Annotated in this window: 15 protein-coding genes; 6 read left to right on the top strand and 9 right to left on the bottom strand. The window is 72.0% G+C overall.

Annotated elements, in window-relative coordinates; all coding sequences use genetic code 11:
* Positions 1-6: 6 nt before the first annotated feature.
* Genes QF032_RS16200 through QF032_RS40620 form a run of 4 tightly spaced genes read right to left on the bottom strand, consistent with a single transcriptional unit; the run spans position 7 to position 5,210 of the window.
* Positions 7-1,197, bottom strand: coding sequence for a TniB family NTP-binding protein (locus QF032_RS16200; protein WP_307056295.1), 1,191 nt, complete (start codon positions 1,195-1,197; stop codon positions 7-9).
* Complete coding sequence (locus QF032_RS16195) at positions 1,194-3,350, bottom strand: transposase (protein ID WP_307056294.1); 2,157 nt, start codon at positions 3,348-3,350, stop codon at positions 1,194-1,196. The genes QF032_RS16200 and QF032_RS16195 overlap by 4 nt, the downstream gene beginning before the upstream one ends.
* Positions 3,347-4,117, bottom strand: coding sequence for a TnsA-like heteromeric transposase endonuclease subunit (locus QF032_RS16190; protein ID WP_307056293.1), 771 nt, complete (start codon positions 4,115-4,117; stop codon positions 3,347-3,349). Before QF032_RS16190 ends, QF032_RS16195 begins: the two co-directional genes overlap by 4 nt.
* The gene (locus QF032_RS40620; protein ID WP_373430350.1) at positions 4,098-5,210 is read right to left on the bottom strand and encodes a TniQ family protein; all 1,113 of its coding nucleotides are present in this window, start codon (positions 5,208-5,210) and stop codon (positions 4,098-4,100) included. The genes QF032_RS16190 and QF032_RS40620 overlap by 20 nt, the downstream gene beginning before the upstream one ends.
* Positions 5,211-5,435: 225 nt before the next feature.
* On the opposite strand from QF032_RS40620, the gene QF032_RS16185 reads away from it, so the two are divergent.
* Positions 5,436-6,404, top strand: a complete 969-nt coding sequence (locus tag QF032_RS16185; RefSeq protein ID WP_307056292.1) for a MurR/RpiR family transcriptional regulator — start codon at positions 5,436-5,438, stop codon at positions 6,402-6,404.
* Between the two features lie 171 nt (positions 6,405-6,575).
* Positions 6,576-7,160: a hypothetical protein gene (locus tag QF032_RS16180; protein WP_307043532.1), complete on the top strand. Its 585-nt coding sequence runs from the start codon at positions 6,576-6,578 to the stop codon at positions 7,158-7,160.
* Between the two features lie 14 nt (positions 7,161-7,174).
* On the opposite strand, the gene QF032_RS16175 is transcribed toward QF032_RS16180, so the two are convergent.
* Genes QF032_RS16175 through QF032_RS16160 form a run of 4 tightly spaced genes read right to left on the bottom strand, consistent with a single transcriptional unit; the run spans position 7,175 to position 9,576 of the window.
* Positions 7,175-7,549: a hypothetical protein gene (locus tag QF032_RS16175; protein ID WP_057578582.1), complete on the bottom strand. Its 375-nt coding sequence runs from the start codon at positions 7,547-7,549 to the stop codon at positions 7,175-7,177.
* 20 nt (positions 7,550-7,569) lie between these two features.
* A complete protein-coding gene (locus QF032_RS16170; RefSeq protein ID WP_306951787.1) occupies positions 7,570-8,100 on the bottom strand; it encodes a roadblock/LC7 domain-containing protein in 531 nt (176 codons plus the stop codon).
* A gap of 34 nt (positions 8,101-8,134) precedes the next feature.
* Positions 8,135-9,136, bottom strand: a complete 1,002-nt coding sequence (locus QF032_RS16165) for a transcriptional regulator (protein ID WP_307056291.1) — start codon at positions 9,134-9,136, stop codon at positions 8,135-8,137.
* Positions 9,133-9,576, bottom strand: a complete 444-nt coding sequence (locus QF032_RS16160; protein ID WP_307043527.1) for a hypothetical protein — start codon at positions 9,574-9,576, stop codon at positions 9,133-9,135. Before QF032_RS16160 ends, QF032_RS16165 begins: the two co-directional genes overlap by 4 nt.
* A 488-nt stretch (positions 9,577-10,064) precedes the next feature.
* Here QF032_RS16160 and hutU point away from each other — a divergent pair, with 488 nt between their 5' ends.
* The 4 genes from hutU (at position 10,065) to hutI (ending at position 15,650) form a co-directional block, all read left to right on the top strand.
* Entirely contained in the window at positions 10,065-11,729 is a 1,665-nt protein-coding gene (hutU, locus tag QF032_RS16155; RefSeq protein ID WP_307043525.1) for a urocanate hydratase, read from the top strand.
* Positions 11,726-12,949 carry an allantoate amidohydrolase gene (locus QF032_RS16150; protein ID WP_307043523.1) on the top strand — a complete coding sequence of 408 codons (1,224 nt, stop codon included), beginning with the start codon at positions 11,726-11,728 and terminating at the stop codon, positions 12,947-12,949. The genes hutU and QF032_RS16150 overlap by 4 nt, the downstream gene beginning before the upstream one ends.
* Positions 12,946-14,337, top strand: a complete 1,392-nt coding sequence (locus QF032_RS16145; protein WP_307043521.1) for a formimidoylglutamate deiminase — start codon at positions 12,946-12,948, stop codon at positions 14,335-14,337. The genes QF032_RS16150 and QF032_RS16145 overlap by 4 nt, the downstream gene beginning before the upstream one ends.
* An 80-nt stretch (positions 14,338-14,417) precedes the next feature.
* A complete protein-coding gene (gene hutI, locus QF032_RS16140; protein WP_307056290.1) occupies positions 14,418-15,650 on the top strand; it encodes an imidazolonepropionase in 1,233 nt (410 codons plus the stop codon).
* Here hutI and QF032_RS16135 read toward each other — a convergent pair.
* The gene (locus QF032_RS16135; protein WP_373430349.1) at positions 15,590-16,639 is read right to left on the bottom strand and encodes a DMT family transporter; all 1,050 of its coding nucleotides are present in this window, start codon (positions 16,637-16,639) and stop codon (positions 15,590-15,592) included. The two genes, hutI and QF032_RS16135, sit on opposite strands and share 61 nt — an antisense overlap.
* Positions 16,640-16,863 lie beyond the last annotated feature (224 nt).

The raw sequence follows: 16,863 nt of genomic DNA, 5'->3' as shown, positions 1-16,863 counted from the left end.
GCCTCTTCAGGCACTTCCGTCTGCTGCCGGAGGCTTCTTGTTCTGCTCGCTCCCGCTCTTCGCTGACGAGCGGGACTGCAGTTCGACGACCCTGGCGTAGGCGCGTTCATGAGCATACGACAGGACGATGGAGTCCATGATCTCCCGCGTGATGGCCTCGGTGCCCTGCTGAACGGCGCGTACGGCGCTGCGGCGGATGAGGGCGTGGAGACCGGCGATGCTGCCGTTGGTGCGATCATGGAGGTAGCGCCAGTGTCGGCGGGTCAGGCTCTTGCTTTCGTGCCGGTACAGGGCCAGCGCATTCTCCAGGGAGTTGATGACGCCGACCCACTGCAGGATTCCGGTATCGCTGTCGAGGGCGAAGGGCGCGAGTTCCTGGCGGCTGAACCGGCCGGCGGTCTGGGTCCTGGGGCCGCTGGACGGCGAAGACTTGCCGCGGGTGTTCCGCTTGACGGGTCCGGCAGGACCGCCCTCGCTGAGCAGAGGGCTGTCCTCCAGATCGACGCCGGTGCCGATGATCGTGCATGGGGCGTGGTTGGCGAGGAACTTGATGTGGTCATTTGAGGCCCGCCCCTCTTTGAGCGAGCAGTCCAGAAAATGCAAGTCGTCGAAGATGATCAACTGCGTACCGCACGCCGTGAGCGCGGTCAGGACACGATCGTCGATGGTGTCCTTGGTACCGCTGGTCGGCACGTTCAGGTAACGGGCTATCGCGATGGAGATCTGCTTGGGGGTGACCTGGTCTGTCAGGGAGACATAGACGACGGGGACATAAGCCCCCAGCCGATCGGGGGCAAACCGCTCGGGGAAGTCCTCACGAAGATCCTGCTCGAACTTCCGGCCGATCATCTTGACCAGAGTGGACTTGCCGACTGTGGGGGGGCCGTCGATGAGCAGTCCGAGCCGGGCACCGGGCGGAGCCATCTCGTTCGCGGCGAGCAGTTCCGTGATCTCTGTCTCGAAGTGCTGGACGGCGGGCGTCCAGGCCAGCACTAGGGCGCTGTGATAGCGGTTGCGGCTACGGTTCAGGCGACGCCGCTCAGCATCGTCCTTGTCCATCGCCGCGTAGACGTCGTACGGGGGAAGGTGGGGCCGGGGCGGCGGCTCGTAGAAGACGTACGCGAACCATTCTTCCTTGGTCCGCGGTTCGGCCAGCCCAGGGTGCAGGCACTCGGAGTCCCCCGGTGGGGCCATCATGGGGCGTCGTCCGTCTCCGGGCGACCGCCCCACACCTCGTACGAAGGCAGGGCGTCGAAGTCGATCGTGACCTCTTCCTCGTCGTCCGCGGGCAGTGATGGCACGGCCCGCAGGCGGGGTTCCTCGACCGGGGCATCGGCAGCGGCGTCGGCCAGTTCGGTGCGAGCTTTGTCCCGCGCCGCCGCCCTGGCCCGCTCGGCGTCCCGGGCCCGCGCCCGGCGGGAGCGGGCGGTGGACGCCTCGGCGGCGTCCGTGCGGTTCTGCAGGTCCAGCAACGCGTCCAGGACGGCTTCCTGGTCCTGTGGGTCGCGGCCTCGTTCACGCAGTTCCTGCTTGACCTGGCGCAGCGTGATGTCCGTGAACGGCTCGAGCCCGGTCAATGCGTGGGTCCAGCGCAGCGTGTGCCAGACGCCGCTGTAAGGATCATGGAAGTAGACCTGCGTCACGTCCCGCGGGTCGTAGCGGATCGGCCAGGCGCCCTTGGCCTGTGGGTATGGGGACTTGGACCCATTGTGGGTGCCCGTGATGGGCGCGCTGTAGTGCAAGTAGTCCTTCTGGATCCGCCGGTTGGAAATCGCGCACCAGTGGATCGGCAGCAGTTCCAGGAACAGATTGGGATCACATGGAGCGGCGATGTAGCCGCAGCGGTGCACGGCCAGCCGGTAGGCGTCATTCGGCGACAGGTTGATCTCCGGGAACCCCGGCAGCACCAGCCCTTTGTGCCGACGGCGCTGGTAGACCGCGACGACGTACTCGGCGAAGAACTCCTCCAGTTCCTCGATCGTCCACCGGGCCACCGCGTCCACGTCCCGGCCGCGGTGCACCACATGATTGCCCTTGTAGCCGGCGATGTGCTCGGAGAACTGGCTTCTGATCGTCTTGAACGCGGCCTCGACCTGCGGCTTGTCGGTGGGTCGGTACTTGCGGGTGTCCTGGATGGTGATCCCGTAGCGGCGGCACACGTTCTTCACCGCCTGAGAGGCGAACGCCTTGCCGTGGTCGATCACGATCCTCTCGGGAAACACCACCGGGCGGGCCGCGGCGGCCGCGAACCGCTCGTCCTGAGCGAGGAGCGGCTCGCACGGCAGGCGCAGCATCCGGTGCCGCAGCCCGTCCGGCCAGCCGGGGCGCATCGGCTCCGGCATCATCGCGTCGGCGATCACCAGGCCCGCATCCACGCCCTTCGTGCCCTTGGGCACCAGACGCCACCCCAGAAGAGACCGGGTACAGACGTCGATGGCGATCGTCAGGTCCACTGAGAAGACGACGTCCTCGACCGGATCGTAGGCGCGAACGTCCAGCCAACTGGTGTCGATCATCACCAGTTCGCCCGGGCGGCTGGCGGTGATCGGACGGTAGTGGCCGTCCGGCCGGTTCGCCACCGACTGCCGCGTGGTGGCCGACCCAGTTGTGTAGCGGCCGGGCAGGAGAGCGGCGACGTACCGGTTGAACGATTTTTGCGCCGGTATCTTCACCGTACCCGAGCCGTGGACGTCAACCAGGCGGCGCCCCACCCGGCGGCGCAGCCGGTTCAGGCTGCCGGTCGAGTCGTCTTCCTCCGTCACGTAGTGCTGGGTGACGATCGCTTCGATCAACCGTGGATCTACACCCGCCAGGGGATCCGACGGCCGATGACTGCGCCGGTCCACCAGGCCCCACGGGCCCTCTTCCCGCCACCTCCGCAGACGCCGCCACATCTGTTGCTCGCTGTAGCCCAGTTCCCGCGCTTTGCTCTGCACCCGCTGGGCCAGCGATACGTCAGGGGCGTACTCCGGCTTGGGTTCCCCGGGCGAGACGTCCTCCGAGTTTCCACTGCGAAAGCCAGTCGTCATCTCCAGGAGGTGCTCCTGAGCGCGCTGGAGTTCCTCCAACTGCTTGTCAGTCAACTTGTCGAACAGGGCGGCAGCGTCCAGCCACAACTTCCTTGCCGAGACGTCGTGCTCAGTGGGGTCCTCGCCCTCTGGGTCAGCGTCGCCGTCGTAAGGGCGGAAGGTCGGGTCCGCGAGAAGGTGCCCCACACCGATCACGGTCCACGAGCCGCTCTCCGAACGCAGCCGCACGCCGTCATCGGTCACCCCGGTCACCGTGTGCACCTCATCGTCCAGCCACAGCCTGGCCCCATGCTGCAACCGCACCGCGCCGTCAACCGTCATGCCCGTACCTCCACTGCGGCCTTTACCAGCGTTGTCTCGCGCAAGGGGCGATCCAGATCCGTGACGATCCGCTGGTGCCACATCAGGTGATACAGCACGCCGCGCGCCAGATCCGGGTACTCCATGAACCGCATCAGCTCCCCGATCTCCACCGGTTCACGGGCCAGTTCCAGCAGGCGCGGTACCAGATCCGCTCCCAGATGCAGCGGACGCCGGGCACTGGAGAGCAGGTCGATGTTCTCCCAGCGCTGTTCACTCGGCTCCGAAACCATGGCGTAGTCCCAGCCCAGCCGCTCGCACGTGCGTTGAGTGCGCTCCTCCTGTAGCCGCACCTTTGGATCGTCCCGCAACTCGGGGTTCTTCACGTCCACCAGCAGTACGCTGCCATCCCGGCGGCGCACGAAGACGTCCGGTGTGTGTCGCCACGTCCCACGGGCGTCGATCGCGTCGAACTCCAAGGGCTGCGTGGCGAATGCGGTCACTTGCGGGTCGAAGTCCAGCAGTGTCAGCCACTTCGACTCCAGCACGCTCTCGTAGTCGGCGAAGTCGCCCCACTTCGCCACCCAGTACTGGCCCGGCATGTGTCCCTGGTCCCGGTGACTGGGGATGGACCGCACCATCCTGCCGTCCTCGAACGGCACGTCAGCGGCTTCCTCCAGCCGCACCAGATGCTGGACCCCCTCGGCATCGACGTAGCGCACCCGCACCAGGTCGATGTCCCGAACGGACGGCTCCGGTACTTCCGTATCACCGCTCACCGCGACCATTCCCTCCCCACGGACTTCTGGCCGAGCGTCCCACCGGCACCTGCACCGCCACTGCCTCGGCGAAAACCTCCGGCACTGCGAGCCGCGCCAAAGGCCGGGCTGCCAAGCACCCTTCTTCGACCGCCATCCGTACTAGTGGTGCCAACCGTCGCGACAACTCCCGTACGTCAGCCGTAGCCAGCAGAGGCGTAACCACCGTGAGAAACGCTGCCGCAGCCCCGGCCGACGCAGGGCCCCACCCGAACTGGCTCCGGTGCATGCCGCGCTCGACGCGCTCTTCCAATAGGACCTGGCGGCACCAGCCAGGCACGCCCGGTAGACGTCCCAAGATCCTCGGCAGCCCGAGTCGCAACAAGATCACACATGCGCGGAACGCCGCGAACCACTCTCCCGCCGGCACGTTCACGCCTCCCAGCGCGGGGCACGCACGGCCGTAGGCGGCGTCCAGCCATCGCCGCTGTGCATCGACCGTCTGCTCATGTGCTTGGCTCACGCGAACCGAGGGTAGCCACTGTGAACAGGGCTTCCCCCGAACGGAATTCGCACAACCTGTCGGAGGCCTGACCCACTGCGCCGGCACCACGCGAGGCCGATCCCCACCCCACCGCAGTACCCCACCGCACGACGGACAACGATCCAGCAGCATCACCTGATGCTCGGGGCAAACCGCCGCACACGACAGCTTCCACCACAGCTGCCACACCCCACCCGACGCCAGCAGGCAGCACGGACAGGCGCGGCTGCCGTACACCTCGACCCACTCCCGGCCCGCCGATGGCCGATGTGCCTTGCCCGCTGAGAGCACCGCCGCCACGCTCAGCGGCCCGCCCTCGAAAACGGACAGGTGCATCCCGTCCACCAAGCCACCGGGAACACCTGTCGCCGCGTACACGGCCTGCCGGACCGTCTCATCGCACCGGACCCCGAGCACAGGGGGCCGGACATCCGCAGATGTCCCTCGAAGCCGCAGTCCCATGAGGTCGGCGACCTCGGCTGGTGGACACCGGTTAGCTCGAGCCATCCGATCCACCCACGACGCGAACGTCTCACCGGCTCGCGGCGCCGTGACCAGCGCTAATCGACGTGGCGGCATGCACCCCCCTTACTGAAAGTGATCTACATCACTCTCATTTAGGGGGACACGCTATCAAGTGCACTCTCATTTTGAGCGACACACTCTCATTTTGACCCGCCGCTCTCAACGGGCCTTCGGTCTTCGGGTCTCCCTTGCCTGGCTGTATGACGTCATGCAGAGTGCGTGATAACTGAATAGTCTTGTCGACGGCTCGGTTCGCGGGCGGCTGAAGGGGGAGCGGGCATGAGCGCGGAGACGGACACGGGGACGGAGACGGGAGCGGGGTCCCGGACGGGACCGGCGTCCGGAACGGGGCCGGGGACGCGACCGGGGTCGGGTGCGGGCGGGCCGAGTGCGGGCGGGCCGGGTGCGGCGCCGTCGGACAGCCCGGCGGCCCGGCTGCAGGCGCTCTTCGAAGGCCATCGGCTGACGCCGACCCAGCGGCGCATCGCGCACAGCATGGTGCGGCGCGCCGCCGACGTGCCGTTCCTCTCCAGCGTGGAGCTGGCCGAGCTGGCCGGGGTCAGCCAGCCGTCCGTGACCCGCTTCGCGGTCGCCCTCGGCTTCGACGGGTATCCCGCCCTGCGCAAGCACCTGCGCGAGGTCGCCCCCGCCGACCGGACGCCGGGCCCCGCCTCGTACAACGCCTACCAGCAGGCCGTCCAGGCCGAGATCGAGAACCTGCGGCACCTGGCCGAGCTGCTCGCCGATCCGCGGCCCGTGCAGCGGGCGGGAAGGCTGCTGGCGGCCTCGCGGCCGCTGCCGGTGCTCGGACTGCGGGCCGCCGCCTCCCAGGCGTACGGATTCGCCTACTTCGCCGCCAAGGTGCATCCCGACGTACGGCTGCTGCACGAGGGCGGCACGATGATCCACGACCGGATCGACGCCGCCGTGCGGGCCGGCGCCTCCGCGCTGCTCTGCTTCGCGCTGCCGCGCCACCCGCGGGAGGTCGTCGACACCCTCGCCTATGCCAGGGAGGCCGGGCTGAGCGTGGTGTCGGTCGCCGACTCCGCGTTCGCGCCGGTGGCCAAGGTCTCCGACCTGCTGCTGCCGGCCGCCGTCGGCACCGGGCTCGCCTTCGACACGGCGTGCGCGCCGATGCTGCTGGGGCGGGTGCTGCTGGAGGCGATGTGCGACGACCTGCCCGACGCGCAGGCCCGGCTGGAGGAGTTCGACGCAAGGGCGGCGACGCGCGGCCTCTTCGTGGAGTAGGCCGGCCCCGGTGACCGGAGTCCCGGCCTCCCGGACCCTCGGACCCCCGGACCCTCGAACCCCCGGACCCTCGGGCTCCCGATTTCGGTTCGCCGGACTCTCAGACTCGTCTCAGGTTCGCTGACTACGCTGAACGGCCACGAGTGGGAGCCGGGTGACGAGGAGGCGGACGTGGCACGCGGAGTGCAGGGGCTGGCTCGGGTGGCCGTCGTCGTACGGGCCGGAGCCGCGCCGTTGTGGTGGTGCGGGGTGTTCGCGGCCGGGATCGGAGTCCTGGTGCCCGGCCTGACCGGGCGGCGGATCGGGGTGTGGGCCGGGGCCGCGTTGTTCCTGGTGGCCGCGGCGGTCACGGCGGTGCGCGGTCGCCGTCGGTTCACGGAGCTCGGGCGTGGCGCGGTCCGCGCGGGCAAGCACGATGTGCTCCAGGACCGGGCGGTGACCGTCCGCGCCTGGCGGCGCGGCCACCGCCGGTGGCTGTCGGCGGCCTTTTTCGCCGCGCTGGGCGCTTCGTTCGCCGTGCCCGCGGCGGGCGGCATGCTGCTCGCCGGCTGCGGGGCGGGGCTGTGGCTCAAGGCCGCCTGGCTGGGCCGGCGCGAGCGTGCCGGCGACGCGCTGCTGTGGGTGCGCGTCGACTGGCTGGACCGACGCGGCGGACGCCCCGCCGGCCGGACCGTCAAGGCGTACCGCAGCACCGGCATCGCGGCGGGCGACGCGGCCCCGGGCGGATCCCGCCGCCGCGCCGCCGCACTGGTCTAGCGCCTGTCAGTCCGTCACACCTCGAGGTCCTCCTCGATCCTCTTCAGCTGGTGGCGGGCCATCGCCAGGTTGGCCCGCTTGGCGTCCAGCACCAGGTAGAGGAAGAGGCCGTTCCCGCCGCGGCCGCTGATCAGCCGGATCATGTGGTACTGGTCGGACAGGGTGATCAGGATGTCCTCGATCTGGGCCTTCAGCCCGAGGTGTTCCATGGTGCGCATCTTGGCGCGCACCACGTCGGTGTTGCCGGCGGCGGCGACGTTCAGGTCGAACGTCTTGCCGCCGCCCATGGTGCCCAGCGCCATGCCGCTGGTGTAGTCGACGAGCGCGACTCCGGTGGCACCTTCGATGGAGGCGAGCGCCTCTTTCAGACAGGTCTCGGTATTGGCCATGACTGTGCTCCTCGGTTCCTTCAACTTTCCGTGGTGGTGCGCGCGTTGGTGGTGGCTGGGCCGCGCGCCGATCTGGTCCGTACGGTCGTGGGCTTCGCGGGCGTCCGCACCGGCGCCTTCGCGGGCGGCTTGGGCGGCGTCTTCACGGGGGCGGTCGCCGCAGCCGATCGCGCCGTCGCCTCCCGCGCGTCGACCAGCTCCCCGATGCGGGCGCCGGCCCGGCGTCCCTCGAGGTGCAGCCGGCCGACGTTGACGCGGTCCTGTGCGAGCAGCGTCAGCACGGCGTTCTCGCCGGCCGCGTACGTCGAGACGTAGCCGTACCGGCCGCGCACGAGCAGCTCGCGGAAGTCGCCCTGGCCGGTCGTGTCCGCCATCCGCACCGCCACGCCGAGGGCGGCGGCGGTCAGCGCGGCGACCACCTCCGGCTCGACGCCCGGGGTGTCGTGGGCGAGGACGAGTCCGTCCACACCGGCCGCCAGTGCGCCGGTCAGCTGGGGCACCCGCGCCCGCAGTCGCCTCAGCTCGTCGAGTATCTCGGGCGCGGAAGCCATCAGCTCGCTCCTCTCGGCGCGCGGTCGCTGCCGTTCAAAGGGCCTCCAGCGCATCCCTGAGCCTCTTCAGCAGAGTGATGTCGGGGTCGTTGACGCGGGGCAGGGCAATGCCCTGATGGGCGTCGGGGACGGGGGGCGCGGGGAGTCCCGCGGCTGCGGGGGCCCCGGTCGCCGGGGCTGCGGGTACGGGGGCTCCGGCGGCCGGCTCTCCGGCCGGGTGGCCGGCGGCTGCGGGGGACCCGGTCGCGGGGAGTGCGTGGCGGGGCGGGAATCCGGTCGGCAGGCGGTGCGGGCCGGGCGGCGGGAAGAGCGCGGTGAGCAGACCCGCCGCCGCCAGCCGCCGGGCGTCCACCAAGGTGTGGAAGGCCTGCCGGCCCAGCTCGCGGGCGATCTCCGGCGCGGTGCGTATCCCGTCGGCGAGGGCGAGCACCGCGCACTGCCGGGCGGTCGGCGCGGGCGGGGCGACGGTCTCGGCCCGGCGCAGCGGCGATCCGTCGGTCGCCGGGTCGGGCCACAGCCGGTCCAGCAGCGCACGCCGGCGCAGTGTCTCGCGCTCGACGGCGCCGACCGGGACGGGGCTGAGGGCGCCGAGCCGGTGCCGGGCGCCGTAGTGGAAGTGGCCCGGCGTGCTGCTGGGGGCGAGCGCGAAGTACGCCGCGTCGAACACCGCCTCCAGGTGGCACAGCTCCAGCGCGCCGCGCGGGACACGGCCGGCGTCGAGCAGCAGACGTGCGACGCCGTAGTCCTCGTCGGCCCGCTCGACGGCGTCCTGCCAGACCGCGGGGGAGAGGGTGCCGTGGGCCAGGAGGAGCACGTCGAGGCCGGGGGCGAGGGGACTCTCGGCGTGCACCACCCGCCCCTCGGCGAGGTAGAGCGAGCCGCGCTCGCGCTCCAGGACGCCCGTCGCCCGTTCGGCGGCGAGCCGGTTCAGCATCGGCGACAGGGCGCCGCCCTGCCCCTGCGCCGCCGACTTCTCCCGGACGGGCAGCCGGGGCGGCGGGGTCGTGCCCGGCGGGGTCGTTCTCAGCGCCGTCATCCCAGCACCAGCCGTTCGGCCATCTCGCCCAGCCTGATCCGGGCCAGTGCGAGGTTGCCGTCCGACCGGGCCAGCCACACGTGCAGGAACACGCTGCTGTCGAAGGACGTCGGCACGAACCGGAGCACGTGGTAGCTGTCCCGGTTGCTGATGATCAGGTCCTCGACCGGGGGATCGGCGGGCGCGGCCGGGAGGGCCCCGGCCACACCCTCGCGGTCTTCCCGGCCGAGGAGGCCGTCGTGGCCGTCGGGGGTGAACGCCCGCTGCTCCGCCGTCAGCCGGGCGACCTCCGCGGCCTCGGCGGCCGCCGCCTCGTGGTCGCCGCCGGGGAACTCCCCGACCGCGCCCAGGGCCAGCCCGCTCGTCCAGTCGACCAGCGCCGCGCCCCGCGCGCCGGGCAGCCGCATGGCCTCCAGTAGACACTCGTCGATTCCGGGCACCGTTGGCTCCCCCTCCCGCCCGCCGTTCGGCTGAGTGATGAAGAAGCTACGCAACGTGTGCGCCAGGGGTGAGTCTTCTGGCATTTTCCGGCGGAACATGCGGAGTGGTGACTAAGGTGGGTCGACTGACCACTTTCCGTGCCCGCGGAGTGTCCCCTGCGTCCCTTCAACACCGCGCCCACCGGCACGCGCCATGGCGCACGGGCGTGTGAAGGGTGGTGACGGCGGTGCCGCACGCCCCGTCGGGACCCGTCCGGCCGCCCGCCTCCCTGTTCCCCACGCGCACCTCCCTCTCTCCCTTCCTTTGTCCGCGACCGCCTCCCCGTCGCCGCGCGTCACCCGTCTCCCCTCGCCTCTCCTCGTCTCTTCGGGCGCCTCCGGGGAGGGGCCTGGCGTGCGACCGTATTGACTAGTTCTATTCAGCGGGACAGGATGTGAATATCGGCAGTAAGGCCCGCCGGGATCACCCGTCCGCAAGGAGGCAGACCATGTCAGGACCCCGCCCCGTACGAGCACCGCGCGGTACGGAACTGAGCGCCCTGGGATGGCAGCAGGAAGCCGCCCTGCGGATGCTGCAGAACAACCTCGATCCCGAGGTCGCCGAACACCCCGACAAGCTCGTCGTCTACGGCGGCACGGGCAAGGCGGCCCGTGACTGGCGCTCCTTCGACGCGATGGTCCGCACCCTGCGGACCCTCAAGCAGGACGAGACGATGCTCGTCCAGTCCGGCCGGCCGGTGGGCGTGATGCAGACCCACGAGTGGGCCCCGCGCGTCCTCATCGCCAACTCCAACCTCGTCGGCGACTGGGCGAACTGGGAGGAGTTCCGCCGCCTGGAGCAGCTGGGTCTGACCATGTACGGCCAGATGACCGCCGGTTCCTGGATCTACATCGGCACCCAGGGCATCCTCCAGGGAACCTACGAGACCTTCGCCGCCGTCGCCGCGAAGAAGTTCGGCGGCACCCTCGCCGGCACGATCACCCTCACCGCCGGCCTCGGCGGCATGGGCGGCGCCCAGCCGCTCGCCGTGACGATGAACGACGGCGTCGCGATCTGCGTCGACTGCGACCCGCGCGCCATCGACCGCCGCATCGAGCACCGCTACCTGGACGTCAGGGCCGACAACCTGGACCACGCGCTCCAGCTGGCCGTCGAGGCCCGCGACCGGCGCAAGCCGCTCTCCATCGGCGTCCTCGGCAACGCCGCCGACCTCGTGCCGCAGCTGCTCGCCATGGGCGCCCCCATCGACATCGTCACCGACCAGACCTCCGCCCACGACCCGCTGTCCTACCTGCCCACCGGCATCGACTTCGAGGACATGGCCGACGCCGCCGCGAAGGACCCGGCCGGCTTCACCACCCGGGCCCGCGAGTCCATGGCGCGGCACGTGGAGGCGATGGTCGGCTTCCTGGACGCCGGCGCCGAGGTCTTCGACTACGGCAACTCCATCCGCGGCGAGGCCCGACTCGCCGGGTACGACCGGGCGTTCGCCTTCCCGGGCTTCGTCCCCGCCTACATCCGCCCGCTGTTCTGCGAGGGCAAGGGCCCCTTCCGCTGGGCCGCCCTGTCCGGCGAGGCCTCCGACATCGCCAAGACCGACAAGGCGATCCTCGACCTCTTCCCCGAGAACGAGTCCCTGGCCCGCTGGATCAAGCTGGCCGGTGAGCGCGTCCACTTCCAGGGCCTGCCCGCCCGGATCTGCTGGCTCGGCTACGGCGAGCGCGACAAGGCCGGCGAGCGCTTCAACGACATGGTGGCCTCCGGCGAGCTGGCCGCCCCCCTCGTCATCGGCCGCGACCACCTCGACTCCGGCTCCGTCGCCTCCCCGTACCGCGAGACCGAGGCCATGCTGGACGGCTCCGACGCGATCGCCGACTGGCCGCTGCTGAACGCCATGGTCAACGTGGCCTCGGGCGCCTCCTGGGTCTCCCTCCACCACGGCGGCGGCGTCGGCATGGGCCGCTCCATCCACGCCGGCCAGGTGACCGTCGCCGACGGCACCGCACTCGCCGGCGAGAAGATCCGCCGGGTCCTCACCAACGACCCCGGCATGGGCGTCATCCGGCACGTCGATGCCGGGTACGACATCGCGGAGTCGGTCGCGGACGAACGGGGCGTGCGGGTGCCCCTGCGTGAAGGTGACGACGCGTGACCTTCCACAGCATGTGGGCGGAGCTGCTGCCGATCGGCCGCAGCTCCGCCTCCGGCGGTTACCGCCGCTACGCCTGGACCGCCGCCGACGCGGACTGCCGCGCCTGGTTCCGGGAACAGGCCGAGGCGCGCGGGCTGACCTACGAGGTCGACCGCAACGGCAACCAGTGGGCCTGGCTCGGCGACCCGGCGGCCGGAGACGCCGTGGTGACCGGATCGCACCTCGACTCGGTGCCCGACGGCGGCGCCTTCGACGGCCCGCTCGGCGTGGTGTCCTCCTTCGCCGCCCTCGACGAACTGCGCGCCCGCCGGGCCGAGTTCACCAAGCCGCTCGCCCTGGTCAACTTCGGCGACGAGGAGGGCGCCCGCTTCGGGCTCGCCTGCGTCGGCTCCCGGCTCACCGCCGGACAGCTCACCGTGGCGCAGGCCCACCGGCTCACCGACGGCGAGGGTGTCACCCTCCCGCAGGCCATGGAGGCCGCCGGGTACGACCCGGACGCCATCGGCCCGGACCCGGAGCGGCTCTCCCGCATCGGCGCGTTCGTGGAACTGCACGTCGAACAGGGGCGGGCGCTCGATCTGAGCGGCGACCAGGTGGGCCTCGCCAGCGCCATCTGGCCGCACGGGCGCTGGCGGTTCGACTTCCGGGGCGAGGCCAACCACGCCGGAACTACCCGCCTCGAGGACCGGCGCGACCCGATGCTGCCGTACGCGGAGACCGTCCTCGCCGCCCGCCGCGAGGCCCGGCTCGCGGGCGCCGTCGCCACCTTCGGCAAGATCTCCGTCGAGCCGAACGGCGTCAACGCCATCCCCTCCCTGGTGCGCGGCTGGCTCGACTCCCGCGCCGCCGACCAGGCCTTGCTCGACACGGTCGTCGACGGGGTGGAGCGGGCCGCCCGCGACCACGCCGCCGCCCACGGCATCGACCTGGACGTCGTCCGGGAGTCGTTCACGCCCGTCGTCGAGTTCGACCACGCGCTGCGCGACGAACTCGCCCGCATCCTCGGCAAGGACAGCGGCGCCCGGCTCACCGTCCCCGTCCTCGGCACCGGCGCCGGACACGACGCCGGAATCCTCTCCGACCGCATCCCGACCGCCATGCTGTTCGTGCGCAACCCCACGGGCGTCTCGCACTCCCCGGCCGAGTTCGCCGCCGAGGACGACTGCGTGGCCGGGGTGCGCGCCCTCGCCGACGTACTGGAAGGACTGGCCTGCCGGTGACTCCCCCGCAGCGGACACGGACGTACTGGCTGGAGCACGCCTGGCTCGACACGAACGTCGAGCCCGGCGTCGCCCTCACGGTGTCGGCGGGCGGAGGCTCCGGCGCGGGGACGGACGGCCGCATCACCGCGGGCCGTATCACCGCCGTCCGCACCGGCGTCGACGCCCCGCCGCCCGGCGCCGAGATCCTGCGCGGCCTCACCCTGCCCGGCCTCGCGAACACCCACAGCCACGCGTTCCACCGCGCCCTGCGCGGCACCGTCCAGGTCGGCTCCGGAACCTTCTGGACCTGGCGCGAGGTCATGTACGCGGTCGCCGACCGCCTCACCCCGGACACCTACCACCAGCTGGCCCGCGCCGTGTACGCCGAGATGGCGCTGGCCGGCATCACCGCCGTCGGCGAGTTCCACTACCTGCACCACGCCCCCGGCGGCACCCCCTACGCCGACCCCAACGCCATGGGCGAGGCGCTCATCGAGGCCGCCGCCGAAGCCGGCGTGCGCATCACCCTCCTCGACACCGCCTACCTGTCCTCCGGCTTCGGACAGCCCCCCAACGCCCATCAGCTCCGCTTCTCCGACGGCGACGCGGACGCCTGGGCCGAACGCTGTTCACTTCTCAAGGAACGGGATCACGCACGGATCGGGGCGGCGATCCACTCCGTACGGGCCGTGCCCGCCGACCAGCTGGCGGCCGTCGCACGCTGGGCCGACGAGCGCCGGGCGCCGCTGCACGTGCACCTGTCCGAGCAGACCGCCGAGAACGACGCCTGCCGGGCCGCCCACGGGTGCACGCCCACCCGGCTCCTCGCCGAGCACGGGGTGCTCGGGCCGCGCACCACCGGAGTCCACAACACCCACCTCACCGACGACGACATCGCCCTGCTGGGCCGCTCCGGCACCGGCACCTGCATGTGCCCCACGACCGAACGGGACCTCGCCGACGGCATCGGCCCGGCCGTCGCCCTCCAGGCCGCCGGCTCGCCGCTCTCCCTGGGCTCCGACAGCCACGCCGTCATCGACCTGCTCGAGGAGGCCCGCGCGATGGAGCTGAACGAACGGCTGCGCACCCGCACCCGGGGTCACTGGACGGCGGCCGCCCTGCTGCGCGCCGCCTCCGCCGACGGCCACGCCGCCCTCGGCAACCCGGACGCGGGCGTCCTGGAGGCCGGCGCGCCCGCCGACTTCACGACGATCGCCCTCGACTCGGTCAGGACAGCGGGCCCGCTGCCCCGGCTCGGCGCCGAGACGGCCGTATTCGCGGCGACCGCGGCGGACGTACGGCACACGGTCGTCGGCGGACGGCACGTCGTACGCGACGGGGCGCACACCCTCGTACCGGACGTGCCGCAGGCCCTCGCGCGGGCCGTCGCGGCCCTGCACGCCTGACACCACCACCGGCGGTGGCCGTCGACCCCGCCCGGGCCTCCGCCCCCTCCTCCATCCCCGTCAGCCACGAGGACACGACGATGAGCAGCAGCACCGGCAGGACCGGCACCACCACCGCCATCACCGACATCGCCACGCTGGTCACCAACGATCCCTCCCTCGGAGGGGGGTCCCCCCGCTCGAGCAAACTCGAGAGTGGGCGAGGCTCTCCCCTGGGCCTGATCCGGGACGCGGCCGTCGTCATCGAGGGCGACCGCGTCGTGTGGACCGGTGAATCAAGCAAAGCACCCGCCACTGACAACCGGGTCCGGGCCGACGGCCGGGCGGTGCTCCCCGGCTTCGTCGACTCCCACTCCCACCTGGTCTTCGCGGGCGACCGCACGGAGGAGTTCAACGCCCGGATGTCGGGGCGGGCGTACAGCGCGGGCGGCATCCGCACGACGGTCGCCGCCACCCGGGCCGCCACCGACGGGGAACTGGAGGCCAACCTCACCCGTTTCCTCGCCGAGGCACTCCGCCAGGGCACCACCACCTTCGAGACCAAGTCCGGCTACGGCCTGACGGTCGCCGACGAGGCCCGCGCCCTGCGCCTCGCCGCCGCCCACACCGACGAGGTCACCTACCTCGGCGCCCACATCGTCTCCCCCGACTACGCCGACGACCCGGCGGCCTACGTCGCCCTGGTCACCGGCGAGATGCTCGACGCCTGCGCCCCGCACGCCCGCTGGATCGACGTCTTCTGCGAGAAGGGCGCCTTCGACGGCGACCAGGCCCGCGCGATCCTCACCGCGGGCAGGGCGAAGGGACTGCACCCCCGCATCCACGCCAACCAGCTCTCCCACGGCCCAGGCGTGCAGCTGGCGGTCGAGCTGGACGCGGCCAGCGCCGACCACTGCACCCACCTCACCGACGCCGACGTCGACGCGCTGGCGAACGGCGACACGGTCGCCACGCTGCTGCCCGGCGCCGAGTTCTCCACCCGGGCCGAGTGGCCGGACGCCCGCCGGCTGCTGGACGCGGGCGTCACCGTCGCCCTGTCCACGGACTGCAACCCGGGCTCGTCCTTCACCTCGTCCGTGCCGTTCTGCATCGCGCTCGCCGTGCGGGACATGGGGATGACGCCGGACGAGGCGGTGTGGTCCGCCACGGCGGGCGGGGCCGCGGCGCTACGCCGCACGGACGTCGGTCGCATCGCCCCCGGCGCGTACGCCGACCTGACCCTCCTGGACGCGCCGAGCCACGTCCACCTGGCCTACCGGCCGGGCGTGCCCTTGGTCTCGGAGGTGTGGCGGCGAGGCGTGCGGGTCGTCTGAGGCCGGCCGGCGGGGGTGCCGGCGGCCGCCCGCCCCCGGTCCGCCGCCGACCGTCCCCACGCCGTGCCGACGAGCACCAGCACCGCGCCCGCGAACCCCGGCCACCCCGGCCGGTCCCCGGCGAGCGCGATGCCCACGGCCGCCGCCCACACCGGCTCGGTCCCCAGCAGCAGGCTGACGCGGGACGGCGACGTACGGCGGACGGCCCACATCTGCACGAAGAACGCGAAGAGGGTGCAGAAGACGGAGAGGTAGACCAGGCCGGCCCAGTCCCCGGCGTCGAAGGCCGCCGCGGCGGCCCGGGGCGAGGCCCCCGTCCCCGGCACGGCCACCAGCACGGCGAACACGGCGACGGCGCCGCCCAGTTGCACGGTCGTGAGGGACAACGCGTCCGCGCCGCGCACCGACTCCATCCGCGCCATGGCCAGCACGTGCGCGGTCCGGGCCACGGCCGCCCCCAGCATCAGCAGATCACCGCCCGACGGAGCGGTGAACCCGGCCCCCTGCGTGAGCAGGGCCACGCCCGCCACCGACAGGCCCGCGGCCGCCAGGAACGCGCCCGGCAGCCGCACCCCGCGCACCCGGCTCTCCGCGAGGGGCGTGAGGACCATGGTCAGGCTGATGATCAGCCCGGCGTTCGTGGCGGAGGTGTGCACGACGCCGTACGTCTCCAGCAGGAAGATCCCGGCGAGGATCAGTCCCAGCAGCCCGGCTCCCCGCAGTTGCGTGCTGCTCAGCGCGCGCAGCCGCCGCCACCCCACGATCAGCAGCACCGGCAGCACCACCGCGAACCGCAGCACGAGCACGGCGAGCACGGTGTCCGCGGTGGTGACGCCCTTGGCGGCGAGGTAGCTGGACCCCCACACGACGGCCACCAGCAGCACCGGGACGTCGGCGAGCCGGCCGAGTCGGGAGGCAGGGGAGGCAGGGGAGGCGGCGGAGGCAGGGGAGACGGGGGAGGCAGCGGATTCGGGCACGGGGCTCCTCATGAGCAGGTGACGCGGCCGGCCCAGCGGCGCTGCTGGTCACAGGGGCTGGGTCAGCGTAGCCATCGCGAGGAATCCGGCCAGGGGGTTTTCACCATGAGGACAGGAGCAGGCCCGCCTCCGTGTGGACCGCGGAGAGCGCGGCGCGGAGTGCGGGCACACCGACGTCCGCGCCCGGGCGATCGTTCAGCTGCCGATCGCCCGGACGCGGACGGCACCGGTGTCCG

Source organism: Streptomyces achromogenes, from assembly GCF_030816715.1.
GTDB classification, from domain to species: domain Bacteria; phylum Actinomycetota; class Actinomycetes; order Streptomycetales; family Streptomycetaceae; genus Streptomyces; species Streptomyces achromogenes_A.
This window is presented reverse-complemented; position numbering and strand designations above follow the sequence as displayed.

Excerpts from the sequence above, each read along its gene's own strand:
- QF032_RS16195 (WP_307056294.1), bottom strand. The coding sequence starts at position 3,350 with ATGACGGTTGACGGCGCGGTGCGGTTGCAGCATGGGGCCAGGCTGTGG.
- QF032_RS16165 (WP_307056291.1), bottom strand. The coding sequence starts at position 9,136 with ATGACGGCGCTGAGAACGACCCCGCCGGGCACGACCCCGCCGCCCCGG.
- QF032_RS16190 (WP_307056293.1), bottom strand. The coding sequence starts at position 4,117 with ATGGTCGCGGTGAGCGGTGATACGGAAGTACCGGAGCCGTCCGTTCGG.
- QF032_RS16185 (WP_307056292.1), top strand. The coding sequence starts at position 5,436 with ATGAGCGCGGAGACGGACACGGGGACGGAGACGGGAGCGGGGTCCCGG.
- QF032_RS16200 (WP_307056295.1), bottom strand. The coding sequence starts at position 1,197 with ATGATGGCCCCACCGGGGGACTCCGAGTGCCTGCACCCTGGGCTGGCC.
- QF032_RS40620 (WP_373430350.1), bottom strand. The coding sequence starts at position 5,210 with ATGCCGCCACGTCGATTAGCGCTGGTCACGGCGCCGCGAGCCGGTGAG.
- hutU (WP_307043525.1), top strand. The coding sequence starts at position 10,065 with ATGTCAGGACCCCGCCCCGTACGAGCACCGCGCGGTACGGAACTGAGC.
- QF032_RS16135 (WP_373430349.1), bottom strand. The coding sequence starts at position 16,639 with ATGAGGAGCCCCGTGCCCGAATCCGCTGCCTCCCCCGTCTCCCCTGCC.
- QF032_RS16175 (WP_057578582.1), bottom strand. The coding sequence starts at position 7,549 with ATGGCCAATACCGAGACCTGTCTGAAAGAGGCGCTCGCCTCCATCGAA.
- hutI (WP_307056290.1), top strand. The coding sequence starts at position 14,418 with ATGAGCAGCAGCACCGGCAGGACCGGCACCACCACCGCCATCACCGAC.
- QF032_RS16170 (WP_306951787.1), bottom strand. The coding sequence starts at position 8,100 with ATGGCTTCCGCGCCCGAGATACTCGACGAGCTGAGGCGACTGCGGGCG.